The organism is Gelria sp. Kuro-4, assembly GCF_019668485.1.
Classification (GTDB): domain Bacteria; phylum Bacillota; class DTU030; order DUMP01; family DUMP01; genus DUMP01.
On record NZ_AP024619.1, the window covers coordinates 2,326,488 to 2,340,746 of the forward strand.

Annotated in this window: 16 protein-coding genes and 1 riboswitch; all 16 genes read right to left on the reverse strand. The window is 65.0% G+C overall.

The features are described 5' to 3' along the window. Positions 1-14: 14 nt before the first annotated feature. Positions 15-785, reverse strand: coding sequence for a ComF family protein (locus tag K5554_RS14585; protein WP_221038635.1), 771 nt, complete (start codon positions 783-785; stop codon positions 15-17). Beyond that, entirely contained in the window at positions 782-2,455 is a 1,674-nt protein-coding gene (locus tag K5554_RS11675; RefSeq protein ID WP_221038636.1) for a diguanylate cyclase, read from the reverse strand. The genes K5554_RS14585 and K5554_RS11675 overlap by 4 nt, the downstream gene beginning before the upstream one ends. 80 nt (positions 2,456-2,535) lie before the next feature. Next, positions 2,536-4,488 carry an arginine--tRNA ligase gene (locus K5554_RS11680; RefSeq protein ID WP_221038637.1) on the reverse strand — a complete coding sequence of 651 codons (1,953 nt, stop codon included), beginning with the start codon at positions 4,486-4,488 and terminating at the stop codon, positions 2,536-2,538. A 96-nt stretch (positions 4,489-4,584) separates the two neighbouring features. Continuing rightward, on the reverse strand, positions 4,585-5,313 hold the full coding sequence (locus K5554_RS11685; RefSeq protein WP_221038638.1) for a nitrogen regulation protein NR(II): 729 nt from the start codon (positions 5,311-5,313) through the stop codon (positions 4,585-4,587). Positions 5,314-5,446: 133 nt separating this feature from the next. Beyond that, entirely contained in the window at positions 5,447-7,210 is a 1,764-nt protein-coding gene (locus tag K5554_RS11690; protein WP_221038639.1) for a DUF342 domain-containing protein, read from the reverse strand. Between the two features lie 39 nt (positions 7,211-7,249). Beyond that, the gene (locus K5554_RS11695; RefSeq protein ID WP_255565394.1) at positions 7,250-7,921 is read right to left on the reverse strand and encodes a uracil-DNA glycosylase family protein; all 672 of its coding nucleotides are present in this window, start codon (positions 7,919-7,921) and stop codon (positions 7,250-7,252) included. 128 nt (positions 7,922-8,049) lie between these two features. Then, positions 8,050-8,742, reverse strand: a complete 693-nt coding sequence (locus K5554_RS11700) for an HD-GYP domain-containing protein (protein WP_221038640.1) — start codon at positions 8,740-8,742, stop codon at positions 8,050-8,052. Between the two features lie 45 nt (positions 8,743-8,787). Continuing rightward, positions 8,788-8,872: riboswitch (cyclic di-GMP riboswitch) on the reverse strand. A gap of 141 nt (positions 8,873-9,013) precedes the next feature. Next, positions 9,014-9,163, reverse strand: coding sequence for a YvrJ family protein (locus K5554_RS11705; protein WP_221038641.1), 150 nt, complete (start codon positions 9,161-9,163; stop codon positions 9,014-9,016). 19 nt (positions 9,164-9,182) lie between these two features. Beyond that, positions 9,183-9,401, reverse strand: a complete 219-nt coding sequence (locus K5554_RS11710; protein ID WP_221038642.1) for a DUF2922 domain-containing protein — start codon at positions 9,399-9,401, stop codon at positions 9,183-9,185. A gap of 44 nt (positions 9,402-9,445) precedes the next feature. Beyond that, complete coding sequence (locus K5554_RS11715) at positions 9,446-9,673, reverse strand: DUF1659 domain-containing protein (protein WP_221038643.1); 228 nt, start codon at positions 9,671-9,673, stop codon at positions 9,446-9,448. A gap of 54 nt (positions 9,674-9,727) precedes the next feature. Then, the gene (locus K5554_RS11720) at positions 9,728-10,312 is read right to left on the reverse strand and encodes an RNA polymerase sigma factor (protein ID WP_221038644.1); all 585 of its coding nucleotides are present in this window, start codon (positions 10,310-10,312) and stop codon (positions 9,728-9,730) included. Between the two features lie 147 nt (positions 10,313-10,459). Beyond that, a complete protein-coding gene (locus tag K5554_RS11725; RefSeq protein WP_221038645.1) occupies positions 10,460-10,801 on the reverse strand; it encodes a DUF192 domain-containing protein in 342 nt (113 codons plus the stop codon). Positions 10,802-10,912: 111 nt separating this feature from the next. Beyond that, a complete protein-coding gene (locus tag K5554_RS11730; RefSeq protein ID WP_221038646.1) occupies positions 10,913-11,371 on the reverse strand; it encodes a glycosyltransferase family 2 protein in 459 nt (152 codons plus the stop codon). Positions 11,372-11,431: 60 nt separating this feature from the next. After that, positions 11,432-12,085: a response regulator transcription factor gene (locus K5554_RS11735; RefSeq protein WP_221038647.1), complete on the reverse strand. Its 654-nt coding sequence runs from the start codon at positions 12,083-12,085 to the stop codon at positions 11,432-11,434. Positions 12,086-12,155: 70 nt separating this feature from the next. Then, positions 12,156-13,061, reverse strand: coding sequence for a DMT family transporter (locus tag K5554_RS11740; RefSeq protein WP_221038648.1), 906 nt, complete (start codon positions 13,059-13,061; stop codon positions 12,156-12,158). Beyond that, on the reverse strand, positions 13,054-14,232 hold the full coding sequence (locus K5554_RS11745; RefSeq protein ID WP_221038649.1) for a sensor histidine kinase: 1,179 nt from the start codon (positions 14,230-14,232) through the stop codon (positions 13,054-13,056). Before K5554_RS11745 ends, K5554_RS11740 begins: the two co-directional genes overlap by 8 nt. Positions 14,233-14,259: the final 27 nt, after the last annotated feature.

Consider the following 14,259-nt stretch of genomic DNA (forward strand, 5'->3'; position numbering starts at 1 on the left):
CTCTTCCCCCCAAGCTATTTCTTATGCGGCCGCGGGTGGCTAGAGGCCACCGCCACCGTGGCTACATAAACCGCCCGGGCACCGGCAGCGCGAAGGGCCCGGCTTGCCGCTTCCACTGTTGCCCCCGTAGTATATATATCGTCCACCAACAGGATTTCTTTACCATACGCCCCTGCGGTGGCGGCAAAGGCGCCGGCTACGTTCGCCTCGCGTTCCGCGGCCGTAAGGTCGGACTGCGGGCGCGTCGCCCTCGTCCTGCGGAGCAGCCCCGGCGCCAGGGGCCAGCCCTTCGCCCGGGCCACCCGGCGCGCCAACAGCTCCGCCTGGTTGAAGCCCCGCTCCCTGAGCCGCGCGGCATCGAGCGGCACCGGTACCACCAGCGGCGCGTCCGGCACCCCGCGCGCCGCTTCCAGCCGCGCCAGCACCAGTGCCCCGAGAAAGGGAGCCAGGCGCGTCTCACGCCCGTACTTAAAGCGGTGCAGGCAGGCCCGCAGCGGGCCGCGGTACAGGGCCGCCCCCCAGGCACGCGCGAAGGCGCGTTCCTCCTGCCGGCAGCGCGCGCAGAGCCCGCTGTGGGTAAGCGGCCGGCCACAGCGTGCACAGCACGGCTCAGATACCAGCGCTATTTCCGCGCGGCAGCGGTGGCAAAGCAGGGTTTCCCCCCGGGCCAGCGCGGCACCGCAGCCGGCGCAGGTGGTAGGCGGCGGGAAAAGGAGATCGAGGAGCGCCCGGCCAAGAGGCGCCAGGCCGGTCCGGCCCGGGGCTGAACCTTCGCCCTTTTTCATGCGCTGCCTCCGTCCCGCGGCCCGGCCGCAGCTGCCGGGGGCAGCTGGGCGCAGGTGAGCGCGCGGTCCCCGCCCTGGCGTTTGGCGTAGTACATGGCCCGGTCTGCCGCCGCCAGGAGCTCCCCCGCCTCTTCTCCCTGCTGCGGGTAGGCGGCGATGCCGATGCTGGTGGTAACCTGGCAAGGCTCCTCCTGGGTGGCTTCCCGCACTGCCCGCCGCACCCGTTCCGCCACCTGGTACGCCTCGAGCGGCCCGGCCTCCGGCAGGACAATGGCCAGCTCATCGCCCCCGTACCTGCCCACCACATCGATGCTGCGCACGCTGGAGGCGATGCAGGCGGCGATGCGCTTGAGCACGGCGTCTCCCGCCGGGTGCCCACACGCGTCGTTGACCGCCTTAAAGTTGTCCAAGTCCACCATGAGCACGCAGAGCTTGGTGCCGTAACGGCGGCACCGCGCCAGCTCGCCGGTGAGCGCCTCCACCAGGGCCCGCCGGTTGTACACCCCGGTTAGGGGATCCAGGCGGGCCAGCGCCGCCACCTCGCTGTAAAGGCGCGCGTTCTCCAAGGCACTCGCCGCCTGCCCGCCCAGGATGGCCAGGAACTGCACCTCGTGCGGGCTGAACGGTGGTTTCTCACGCTCCAGCGCCAGCACGCCCACCAGCCGCTCGCCGGCGAGGAGCGGCAGGGCCAGCCGGCAGCCGCTGCCCGCCCCACCTTTCTCTGCCGCGCCGGCGGACGCCAGCTCCGCGTGGTGCGTTACGCCCACCCGCCCCACCAGCCCCTGCCCCAGGGGCACCGCGCAGTGACGCTGGAGGTCGGTTACCGCTCCTTCGCTGGCTGCCGGGATGAGGGTTTCTTCATCCACCAGGTACACCAGCCCCCCGTCGTAGCGCACCAGGCGCCGGGCCTGGGTCAGAATCTCGTTTAAGGTGGTACTGAGATCGATGCTGGTGCCCACACTGCTGGTGGCGGTGTACAGAGCGACAATCTCTTCGTTGGCCGCCCGCACCCGCGCATAGAGCTGCCAGATGTAACTTAAAGTAAGGAGCGGGATGGCCGCCACTACCAGGGGCGTCAAGCCCAGGAGCTGGTATACCTGCGCCAGGAACACTCCGGTAGGCAGCGAAAGCAGCGTACCGAGAAAATCCCAACCCACCAGGAGCCGGTTTTCCGCCAGCGCCGCCGTGCCCCGCTCCAGGACGAGGGCCACCCCTACCAGGACGTTGTTGGCCAGGAAATAACTCACAACAAAGGCCGCCTGGGGCAAGAGAAACGCCAGAGAACTCCCACCCGGCGTCCCGCCCAAAAAGTGATAGGGCACGGCAGCGGCCAGGGCGGCCAGCACTGCCTGGGCAGAATTGAAGGCGCTGTCGAGCGACAGCCGGCGTTCCGCCACATCAGCCAAAAGCTGCCCGGCCGCCGCCACCCCTAGAGCGGCCGGCACCCCTTGGCAAAGGAGCGCGGCCAGCACCACACCGGAACCCAGGCTGAACGAAACCGAGCCGCTCGGTACCCGGGTGAGCTCCGTCCCCACCGCCAGGGCGCAAAAAAACAAAAAGAGCGCCAGGGACCCTCGGCCCTGGCCGCTGCCGATGAGCGCCAGGAACGCGGCGCCGAGCAGAATAATAAACCAGCGATAAAGGGTAAGGCTGCGGTTTCCTCTCTCCACCTTCTCGTATCACTCCCGAGTCCGCGCCGGAGCGCGTCGGGCAGGGCACAGCCGCCCTACCCGGTGAGGCTGCGCAGCGGTTACATCCGCGGCAGGGCTGGAATGCCCAGGGTAGCCAGGGCGTTGGCCATGGCCTGCTTGAAGCTCATTACCAGCGCCACCCGGAAGCGCATGCGCGCCGGCGCCGCTGTAAGCACGGGTGAGGTTTCATAGAAGTTCATAAACGTGGTAGCCAGGTTGTAGGTGTAGTCCGCAAAGGCCGCCGGCTGCAGGTTCTCGGCCGCCCGTTCCGTGGCCACCGGCAGCTCGGCTATGGCGCGAATGAGGTTCTTCTCTTCCGCCGTCAGGTCGGAGGGGACGGAAACCGTCCGTAAATCGATGTCGTCCAAGACTCCCCGGTCCACCCGCCCCAGGATATTGGCCGCCCGCGCATAGGCATACTGCAGGTAGGGTCCCGTATTGCCCTGCAGGCTCAAGGCTTCGTTGAAATCAAACACCAGCACGTTGGCGATGTTGAAGCGCACCATGTAGTAGCGCACGGCGCCCACGGCAATGTCCTGTCCCAGCTTCCGGTGCTCCTCCGGCGACATCTCCGGGTGGCGCTTGGCCACCTCCGCCGTGGCCTGCTCGATCACCCGTTCCACCAGGTCGTCCGCCTTGACGCCGATGCCTTTGCGGCCTGACATGGCATACATGCCCTTTTCGTCTTCTTCGACCGTGACGCCCAGTTCCCGCGCCGTGGCCGGGGAAAGCGCCACCACCTCGTAGCCGAAGTGGATGGAGTTTTTCCCCTGCTCCTCGAATCCCAGTTTAATGAGGGAGAAGCGCAGCACGTCCTGCAGGTACTTCTGCCTCAGGTCGATGACGTTGATCACCTGCTGGGCGCGTCCAAAGCGCTCCATCTTGGTACCTTCGCTGCTCGAGGTCCAGAGCACGGTGCCGTTGGGCTGCAGGCAGTAGCGGTCGTAAAAGAAGTCCTTTCCCAAAACCCCAAACTTCCACAGCTGGTAGGCAATGTCCTTGGCGGTGTAGGTGGCGGTGCCGTTGGAGCGCACCAGCACCTTGTCCGGGTTCTCCAGGTTCTGAAACTCCGGCACATCGCCCAGCTTTACCACCCAGCAGCCGGCGTTTTCGCCTTCTTCCTCATGCACCAGGTGCCCTTTTTCCTTGAGAAGCTCAAAGGCGTGGCGCCAGAACCCCAGATGGATGATGTTGCTCTCCCAGGTGAGCAGGTTGTAATAGATTCCGAGCCGCCACATGGTGGACAGGTGGCACTCGACAATGCGCCGGGCCACGTCCTGTGCCAGCTCCGCCGTAGGATTGTTGCCCTCTTCGATCAGGCGCAGCACCTCGCGCTGCCTCTCCTTGAGGCTGGGATCTTCTTCGTATTTCTGGTTGACCTCGGTGTAAAGGTCCCAACAGAAGTAGTCGAAGCGCTCGTTTTCCGCCGGCTCGCGCTTGAACTGTTCCAGGCCCACCACGATGTCGGCCACGGCTACGCCGGTGTCGTCGATGTAGTTTTGTACCTCAACCTCGTACCCTGCCCGGCGTTTCAGGCGGGCGATGGTGTCACCCAGGCAGGCGTTGCGCAGGTGGCCGATGTGGGCCGCTTTGTTCGGATTGATATTGGTATGCTCGATGACGACCTTCTTCCCTTTCCCCGCCTTAACCTCACCGTACTTTTCCTTGTCCACCGTAATTTCATCGAAAACGGAGCGGGTCAGGTTCGGCATGTCGAGCCACAGGTTGACATAACCGGGAGCGGTAACGGTAAACTCCTTGAGGTGCGGTAGCTCCTGGGACGCCAGATAGTCGCGCAGCTGCCCGGCGATCTCAAGAGGAGGCCGGCGGAGCGCCTTGGCCAAACGCAGGGGCAGCGGAGTGGAGAGATCCCCAAACTCGGGCTGGGGTGGAGTCTCCAAGGCAATCTCGTCTTCCGCCAGATTAAGATCGTAGATCTCCTTGAGCCCCTGGCGTAAGGTCCCCTTCACCACCCTTTCCAGCTCATAAAAATGGTAGGAATTGGCCTCCATTTCCGTACTCCTCCTCAGGTAGCGTACATCTTCCAGTTATTATACCATAAGTACGGGCTCATATCCAGGCCTAAAGTGTGGGGTGACTGGGCCGTCTTAACTTAGCCGCTCCACCGGCAGCCACACCCTGAATACGGTACCTTGCCCCGGCCTTGTGTCAACCTCCAGTTTACCCCCGTGCAGCGCCACAATGCGCTGGCTGATGGTCAGGCCCAGTCCTGTTCCATCTTCCTTGGTCGTAAAATAGGGTTCAAAGATATGGGTCACCACCGCCGGCGGTATGCCTTCGCCCGTATCGCGGCAGGTAACCTTAACCCAGCCGTCCTGTGCCGGGGCCAGGCATAAAGAGAGTCTCCCGCCCTGCGGCATGGCCGCCAGGGCGTTGCTGATGAGATTCCAAAGAACCTGTTTGATGAGGTAACGGTCGGCAAAGACCAAGGGGCACTCCTTGGCGGTGAAGGCGATACTTACCCGCTGGCGCTCGGCCTGGGCACTCGCCATGGCGACCACTTCCCGTATCACCTCGGCCAGGTCCCGGCGCTCCAGGCGCACCGACGTACTGCGCCCCAGGCAGAGAAAATCCTCCACCAGGTGCTCCAGGCGCGCCAGTTCATGTAACACCACCTCAACATAGTTTTTGTTTGTTTCATCATCTGCTACGCGCCCCGCTAAAAGTTGTAAAAAGCCGCGCATCGCCGCAAGCGGGTTCTTCAGCTCGTGGGCGACACCGGCGGCCAGTTCCTCCCAACCGAGAAGGTTCTCTGTTCTCTCTTCCCTGTCCGTAGAGAGCTGGCACTCTGTACTATCCGTGTTCCCTTTGATCACAACCAACCCCCCTTCGTACGGGTATAAGTCTTAATTCGCCATCTGGAACAAATTTCCTGCACACTTCAAGAAAAAAAGGGCTTCACGCCCCGACGCCATTCGGCTCAGTGTTCCTATTTATTCCCCGGTTACATCAGTGCAAAACGAGCTTACCTTCTTTGTCCAGGTGGGCGCTGATCCCGCCGTCGCTCACATCGAACTTGTGGCGGGCGGTTCCCACCTGCAGGGTAACATTGGGATGCACGGTCCCCACCTCAATGACGCCGCGCGCTTCCACCTTGAGCAGCGTAGGGCTGCCTGCCGCCGAGCCGGCCTCATTTGCACTGATGCGCTCGCGCGCCTGTACCACCCCGCCGCGCACCACCCCCGGCTTGCCGCGCACGCGCACGCTGCGGCCGGCAAAAAGATAGGCCTGGTAGCAGCCCTGGCCGCTTATGATGATGTCGCCGCTGGCTTCCACCCGCGCTCCCTGTACATAGCGGGCCTCAAAGGAAAGGCCTTCCCCGCGCTGCTCGGCAAAGCCGGCCACCAGCCCCCGGGTAAGGCGGACCAGACCCCAAACCTCGCCGACGCCCGTCACGGCCAGCGCGCCCCGGCCGCAGAGGCGCGAGCGCAGCTGCTCCAGGGCCTTTTCCACGTCGCCGGCGAGAATCCCCCCGACCTCACGGTAGGCAGCCGACAGGTCGCGCACGCGCTCGGGCAGGAAGCGATACTTGGTGTCGAGGAGACGCTGTAATACGCGCCCCCATCCCTGCTGCGCCGCAGCCGGTCCGAACTCCGGGTGCCGGGCGATCTGGGTGAGCGCCGTGGCGCACTCCTCCAGACCCTTGGCCAGCGCCTCCCAGTTTTCTTCCTGCCGCAGGTGCACCACGCCCACGCCGCCGGCCCGGGCGACGCCGCCGATGAGGTTTTGCCGCACGCGGATCTGCCCGCCGGCGCTCAGGCTTACGTGGGTGGCATTGCCGAAGACCTCAATGTTGCCGCCGGCCTGCACGGACATGGTGTCCTCCACGTTGCCCTTCACCACTACGTCGCCGCTGAACTTAATGTTGCCGCTTTTCAGATTGACCCCGTCCTCTTGTACCAGGATGGGGAGGACATCAATCCGGCCGCGCGTAGCCGCCGGGCGCCCGCTGCGCGTGGCAACAGCCCTCAGGCCGTCGATCACCTCGCAGCCCTCGCCGGCCGTAAGTTCGATATCCTTCGGCACGGGCGGCTCCAGTTCCTGGCCGGTCACCGACTGCCCCGGCCGCCCGAGCACCAGCGGGTGTTTTACCGCCAGCTCTTCTCCTGCTTCCACCGTGGGAATGTAGCTGAGCTCCCGCCAGTCCACCTTTTGCACATCGGCATCCGGCACCGGCGGCCCCTTTTTCTCATGAAACTTAAGCTCGATCCAGGCATCCTGCCCCGGTTCCGGCGGCGTACCGCGCGCCACCACCCGAGGCACCCCGCCCGGGTCGGCCACCAGGGCGGCAACCGCCTCCTGGTCTACGCCAACGAACACGCCCTTGGCAGTCAGTGCCTGCTGTACATCCTCCACCGTAAGGGCAGGGAGAACCTCCTCGGCCCGCGTCGCCAGCTTAAGCTGCTGGCGCGCCGCACAATCAAGGAGTGCATAGCGGCGTCCAGGCACCAGCTCGCAGTGCGCGGTGGCGGTAAGCCCGTCGGGCGCAATCTCCACCTTTACCGCCACAGACCCTGCTTCCGTCAAGGTCTCCACCTGGATGCTGTCACTCGTTCGCACTTCCGTCGGTGCAGTGATCTCTGTCCCATTGACCACCACCCTGGTGCCCGGGCCGGGCACCAGTACGGCCGGGCGCCCACCGCCCGCCGGGTCCGTTACCTTTATCCGCCCTTGAAAAACGCCCACGCTACCGTCACGCATCGCCTCCGCCACTCCACGCCCCCCCTTTGCTGGACTGTGCCGTCTCGCCTCTTAGAGCCCAGGGGTCTTATCCGGCGTCACCTCTTTTCCCCGGTACCGCTCCAGCACCGCTTGGAAGTCCTGCCACACCGGCCGTTTCTTACTGGGGTCGCGCAACAGCGCGGCCGGGTGGAAGGTAGGCATAATAAGCAGTCCGTCCTTTTCCACCCATCTGCCTCGCTCCCGCGTGATGCGCACCGCCGGGTCGATAAGGGTCTGCGCCGCCAGCGCCCCCAAGCACACCACAATGCGCGGTCGAATAAGCCTGAGCTGCGCCTCCAGGTACGGCCGGCAGGCCTTCACCTCATCGGGCAGCGGCAGGCGGTTCCCCGGCGGCCGGCATTTCACCACATTGCCGATAAAAACTTCAGAGCGCTCAATTCCAGCCGCCGCAAGGATGTTATTCAGCAACTGACCTGCGGCGCCGACAAAGGGCCGGCCCTGCTCATCCTCCGCCTGGCCGGGCCCTTCCCCCACCAGCATCAGCGCGGCCTGCGGGTTACCCTCGCCAAAGACGACCCGCCGGCAGCCGGCGCGCAGGCGGCAGCGCCGGCAGGCGCCCACCAGGCGCTCGAGTTCTTCCAATGTGCCGGCTGTCTCCCAGGGCGGGCGCGGCGGCGACGGCGGGGCCGGCGGCTCGGGCTCCCCAAGTAGACTGAGCTGCACTAATTCTTCCTTTTCCACGGGGCTCCCTCCTCACCCTCTAGTATTGGCCAGAGAGACCCCTTCCTCCTGCTTTCCCGCCCGGTCTATCCCGGGAAAGCCCTGGCGTGAAAGCATTCTGCCGTCCTCCCGGCCTGCCGGCCCGGGGTTCACCACGTGCAAAAATGCAAGAAACAGTGAGAAGTTGATACCTGACCCCGAAGGCTGAGGTGGACGCTGTCGTGCTCCAGGAGGGCTTTGAGGGCCGAGCGCGTGAGGCCGGCGACGGGGTTGTCGTTCGGCCCCGCCAGGGCCGCCAGGAAGGCCTCGACCACCCGGGGGTCGAACTGCGTGCCTGCACAGGCCGTAAGCTCCCGCGCCGAGGCCTCTGCTGTATAGGCACGCCGGTAGGGACGGTCGGTGGTCATGGCGTCGAAGGCATCGGCCACGCTGATGATGCGCGCCCCCAGGGGAATCGCCTCTCCGGCCACGCCGTCCGGGTAACCCCGCCCGTTGTACCACTCATGATGACTGCGCACCAAGGGCGCCAGGTGCGCCAGCGCCGTCACCCTCTTCACCACGCTCTCACCCAGCAGCGGGTGCTCTTTTACCTGTTCATATTCTTTTTCGGTCAAGCGTCCGGGTTTTTTGAGTATGCGCGGCGGAATTCCCACTTTGCCGACATCGTGCAGCAGCGCCGCCTGTTCTATGTACTCCAGTTCCTTTACACTCAGCCGGAGGCGCCTGCCGGTCGCTACCGCGTACCCGGCGACGCGCAGGCAGTGAGAGTGAACCTCCTGATCCTGAATCTCCATTACCGCAGCGATGGCTAGAACCAGTGGAACAGGACTTGCCTTTGCCAATTCCTTTCCTCCTCGTCTGCCCGCCCGGCTAAAACCGGATGTGCCTTCGGCAGCCTGGCGATCGTAGCCGCGTGGCTTTAGACCCATGGCTTTGCGCCGCCACCTTTCGGTGACTTTGCCGTTTCGGGCGTTTAGTGACACTATGTAAGAGCATTCGACAACCTGCGTCCATTTCCTTCCATCAGGCGTACTAATTTGATAAGACCTTGATTCCGCGTTGATCAGGCCCGGCGGCAGCCAGGGCGGACTGTCTGGCCCCGCCGGTTGCACTCTACGCCCGCAGCGAACTGATGGTCTGCGCCAGCTCGGCGATGCTTTTGGTTAGTTCATCCAGCTTGCCTTCCATACGCACCAGGAGGTAGATGGACACCACCACCGGAAAGCCCAGGTTGGCAATCTGGCTGAAGACCGTCTGCTCCACGCTGCAACACCTCCGCGGCCTAAGCCACGGTAAACTCGCTCACGTCGCGGCTTACCAGCCGGGCCGTCGCCGCCGCCACCAGCTCGCCACCGCTGCCGGCGAAGATGTTCTTTTGGATGATGGTCTGCATAACCTGCGCCACCTCCGCGTCGGTGAGATCGTCGCGCGGTGCGGCCAGGGACAGGGTGGTGGTGCGCCCGGCTGCGTTCTTAAAGACCAGGCTCAAGGTTTTCTCCACGTCCTTCACCTCCTTTGAGAAGCCGTGTCTTTACCCGGCCCGCTTTAGGCCACTTCGTTCAAGGCACCGGTATCGATGCGCCGCACCGCCACCAGCGGGTAGATCTGCAGGCCCGCCAGCGCCTGCGCAACGTCGAAAACATCCTGGTCGGCGGCATCGGCCTTCACGTTGGCGAAGGACTTGGCCCGCACCACGGGTTTGCCGGCTTCGTCCGTTCCCGTCTGCAGCGAAAGCTGTAGGCGGGCGCCCTCCGGGACTCGCTGCACCGCCATCCGCGTCACCTCCTTCCGTCCGCCTTCGCCTATAGACTGACGGCGGGAGTACGATTAGACGCGGCCGGCCAAAAGTTTTTTCACGCGCGCGGTGCCGCGGGCGGCAATCCCTTTGGCGCTCGAGGGCGCAATCCCCAGCGCCGCCGCCACCTGGAGGAAAGTGGCTCCCCCAGCGCGGGCGCTGAGCACCTGGCGCTGCCGGGGTGTGAGCCGGTCCCAGGCCGTACGCAGGGCGGCGCGCGCGCTGGCCGCAATGGCGCAGTCCTCGGGGCCGGGGGCCGGATCTTCCAGGAGATCGACCGGGCTGAGGCCGCCCGCTCCGGCTTCGTCCAAAGTAGCCTCCTCCCGGCTCCGGCCCCTTTTGAGGCGCCGGGCCGCCGCCTGCACGGCCCAGTACACCCGGCGCTTGGCATACCAGGCAAACGGCGCTCCCCCCGCCGGGCGGAACGCGCGAACGGCCAGCACCAAGGCCAGGTTACCCTCCTGGGCCAGGTCTTCGGCATCGTCCGGCGTCGGGGCCAGGCGCCGCGCCGCCGCCCACACCAGCGGCTGGAAACGGCCCACCAACGCCGCCAGCGCCGCCGGCTCCCCCCTTTGCGCCGCCCGCACCAGGTGCTCCAGCTTTGTCTTGTCCGTCATCCTCTCCCCTCCTCCGCCTTAAGTTTACGGCGGGAAGGGGAGAAGAGCCAAAAGCCGGCCTGGTGCAACTCTTCTGCAACTTTCGCTAAGTGCCGGCCGTCAGCCGACTGAAGGCGCAAAAGGAGCCCGGCACACCACCTACCGGGCTTAACATAAACCCAACTCCAAAGTATCGCCGCATCTAAGATCGGCCCGCGCCGCCGCCCCGGCGCTGAGCCCGAGCAGCTTCTCGACGCGCACGCGGCCCGCCTGGGCCGGAAGTATGGCCGGATACACCGCCACTACCTTAAGATCCCGGTCCAGGGCCACCAGGTCCAAGGGGTTTTGCACCGGGACACTGGCCAAGCTGCCGCTGCCGGCGAAAATCCCCACCCCGTCGGCCAGGCGGAGGGCGCCTTGCCCCATCATCCCCCGGCGGCTCGTCAGCTCGCTGGCGAACAAGATCTTCCATACCAAAATTCGACCGGTTCGGCCGTGGCGGAGGTACATTTTGTCAAACCCCCTCGAAAACAATTCTAGCAGCCACGGCCCGTTTGTCCATCCGCCGCCGGTCTTAATTTTCTGGGTAACTTAAGGCCTGCATCACAGGGTGTCGGGGTCCTAGGAAAGGATACGCGTCACCGCCCGGCCGGCGCGGCCCGGTGCCTGCTTGGCCAGATCCATCAGGCAAATCACCTCGCCCCGGCAGCACGCGATCCCCTCCTCGTACGCCTCTGCGCCCGGGGGAACGCTTACGGCCGTAAGGGTGCAGAATTCCCGTGCCAGCCGCTCCGCTATGGCCGGTGTCTGGTCGCAGGCACCGGCACTTACCACCACCACTTCGAAATTGGGGCGTCCACGCGCGTCCAGGTAGTCCAGCCCCAGGAGCCAGCGCAGCACCCCCTCAATTTTGTCTTCATCATTGTGGGCAATGACCAGGATGCTGATGAAGGGCTTCTCGTCCTTGGCCCGCGTGCGCTCCCTCCAGCTGCGCCGCACGGCACCAATGAGAGCCAGGAGCCCGTACACCGCGAGCAGAATCAGGATGTACCGCGACAGGTCACTTCCGGCCCAGAGCATGCTTTCACCGCCCTTTCGCTGCATGCTATGCTCCGGGTGGAAGCCGCGTGCCTGTCACGCCTAGTTGATATCCACCAACCCGCGGCGAATGGCGTAGAGCGCCGCCTCGGTACGATCGTCCACTCCGATCTTGCGGAAGATGCTGGTAACGTGGTTTTTCACGGTCTTTTCACTGATGGCCAGGGCGGTGCCGATCTCCTTGTTGCTCTGCCCGTGGGCGATGAGGCGCAGCACCTCCTGCTCGCGGGCCGTAAGCCCGTCCACCGTGTCCTCCTCCTGCCCGCTGCTCAGGCGCGTAAACTCTCCCAGGAGTTTTTTCGCGGCCGGCGGCGAGATGTACGAATTGCCATCTTTCACCGCCCGGATGGCGCTCACCAGCCCCCCCGGTTCCACGTCCTTGAGGACGTAGCCTTCCGCCCCGGCACGCACCATCTCCAGCAGGTAGTCGCGGTCGTCGTGAATGGTGAGCGCCACCACGCCTGTGCCCGGGTATTTTTCCTTGATCTCCCGGGTAGCCTGCACGCCGCTTACGTCCGGCAGGTCCAGGTCCATCAGCACCACATCCGGGCGCACGCTCCCCACCGCGGCTACTGCATCCTTGGCGGTACCCGCTTCCCCGACGATCTCGATGTCCTCTTCAAGCTCCACTATCTTCTTAATACCGCTGCGCACCAGCGGGTGGTCGTCAACCACCAGCACCCGTATTTTCCCCACCTGCTAAACCCCTCCTCCAGGCCAACTTATTTCACCTTTATATACATATCGACGCCTAGGACCAGCTTTGTTACTTCTCTGCCAGGACCTTTGACCCGGCGGGCCGGCTTGGGGCCGGTGCCTGGGCAAAGACCACCGCCGCCAGCACCAGGGCCATGCCGGCGGTCTGCAAGAGGTCCAGCCGCTCGCCCAGGAGAACCAGCCCCAGAATCACGCCCACCACCGGTTCCACGCTGGCCACCACCGCCGCCCGGCCCACCTCCACCAGCCCCAGACCCGTGGTGTACGCCACCCAAGGCACCAGGCTCCCCCAGAGGCCCAAAGACAGGGCCGGACCCCAGAAGGCCGGTCCGTGCGCATGTTGCACCAGGGCCAGCGGCCGGTGAAGCAGCGTCAAGAACAAGGTGCCGAACAGGGTGCAGTACAAAACCGTGGTTTCGGCCGGATAGCGCGCGCGGGCCTTTTTGCCGAAGATGCCGTACAAGCCGTAGGTGACGCCTGCACCGAGGCCGGCCAGCACCCCTGCAAGGTTGAGCCGGAGCGCCGTCAGGTTGTAGCCGCGCGCCACCAAAAAACACCCGGCCAGGGAAAGAGCCACAGCGAACGCCTTACCCGGGCTGAGAGGCTCGGCGAAGGCCAGGCGGGCAAAGAGCGTGGCAAAGGCAGGCGCGGTATAAAGGAGGATAACGGCCGTGGTAACCCCTGCCTTATCGACGGCCGTGAAATAGAGGATGTTATAAAGTGCACCGTTAACCAGGCCGAAGGCGGCAAAAAGTTTAAGGTCTTCCCGGGCCAGGCGCGGCCAGCCCCCCTGCCGGCAAAGGACCAGGGGAACCAGTCCCAGCAGCGACACCACCCCCCGCAGCCAGGAAACATCGAGCGGGCTCAAGCCCAGGTCAAGCAACCGGCGGGCGAAGACGCCGATGCTTCCCCAAGCCGTCCCGGCGAGGAGAATCCAAGCGTAGCCCTTATTCACCCGCTTTACCCCCTTCGGCCGCCGCCTCCCCCAACGGCAGGTGCAGCTCCACGCGCGTGCCCCTGCCGGGGGTGCTCTTTATGCGCAGGGCAGCGCCGATGAGCTCCGCCCGCTCCCGCATCCCCAAAAGCCCCAGGTGCTCGCCGCCAGCGGCTTTCGCCACCCCCTTCTCCGGCACAAAGCCCTTGCCGTTGTCCACCACCCGCACGGCCAGGAAGGCCGGGTTGAACTCGATCCGCACCTGCGCCTGGGTCGCCTCGGCGTGCTTGACCACGTTGTTCAGGGCCTCCTGGATAATGCGAAAGACGCAGCTCAACATGGTGGCTTCCAGCTGCTGCTCTTCGCCGTGCACCGTCACGGTTATGCTGAGGCCCGTACGCTCCTCAACCTGGACGGCCAGATTGTCCACCGCCGCCTTAAGCCCCAGGTTGTCCAAGGCAGGTGGCCGCAGGTTAAAGATGACATCGCGCGTCTCCCGGAGACCGCTGCGGATGATCTTTTCCACCGTTTCCAGCTCGCTCCGCGCCTTGTCGATATCCTCTTCCAGCAGGCGCTGCGTCACCTGTAGTTCGAGCAGGGCGCTGGCCAGCTGCTGCGCCAGGCCGTCGTGCAGATCGCGGGCCACCCGCCGCCGCTCCTCTTCCTGGGCCTGAATAACCCGCACGGCGATTTCGCGTTTCTCCTGCACCGTCGCCAGGGTTTGGGAGAGCTGCTGGATGTTGCCGCTCAGGTAGTCGATGGCCACGCCCACCTGGGCCGTCAACGCCTCCGAGCGGCTGAGCAGGCGGGTTACGTTGCGCAGGTTGCGCTCGATCTCATCGCGCTGGGCCCGCAGGGCCTTTTCTTTTTCCGTGAGCAAAATAAGGCGCACCTGGACATCGCGGGCGCGCTCGTAGGCGCGGCGGATGTCCTCCTCGCCGTACTGGCTGAAGTCGCGGCTCACCCGCATCAGCTCCATGCGGGAGCGCTGTTCTTCACTCCGGGCGGCGTCCACCGCTTCAATAACGTCCAGGGTTTCGCCCTTGACCCGTTCCAGCTCCCGCTTCAGCCGGGCCACCTCGGCCCGCGCCTCGTCGGCGATGGCGCTGATCTGTTTCTGGCTTTCCTTGATGGTATCGACGGTCTGGTGGAGAATCTCCTCCAGGCGGGCCAGGTCGGCGTTAACCTCCATGCCTTTTTCACCCCGGCTTACAGTATT

Coding starts and splice junctions, on each gene's coding strand:
- K5554_RS11720 (WP_221038644.1), bottom strand. CDS start 10,312: ATGACGGACAAGACAAAGCTGGAGCACCTGGTGCGGGCGGCGCAAAGG.
- K5554_RS11730 (WP_221038646.1), bottom strand. CDS start 11,371: ATGCTCTGGGCCGGAAGTGACCTGTCGCGGTACATCCTGATTCTGCTC.
- K5554_RS11680 (WP_221038637.1), bottom strand. CDS start 4,488: ATGGAGGCCAATTCCTACCATTTTTATGAGCTGGAAAGGGTGGTGAAG.
- K5554_RS11745 (WP_221038649.1), bottom strand. CDS start 14,232: ATGGAGGTTAACGCCGACCTGGCCCGCCTGGAGGAGATTCTCCACCAG.
- K5554_RS11715 (WP_221038643.1), bottom strand. CDS start 9,673: ATGGCGGTGCAGCGAGTCCCGGAGGGCGCCCGCCTACAGCTTTCGCTG.
- K5554_RS11725 (WP_221038645.1), bottom strand. CDS start 10,801: ATGTACCTCCGCCACGGCCGAACCGGTCGAATTTTGGTATGGAAGATC.
- K5554_RS14585 (WP_221038635.1), bottom strand. CDS start 785: ATGAAAAAGGGCGAAGGTTCAGCCCCGGGCCGGACCGGCCTGGCGCCT.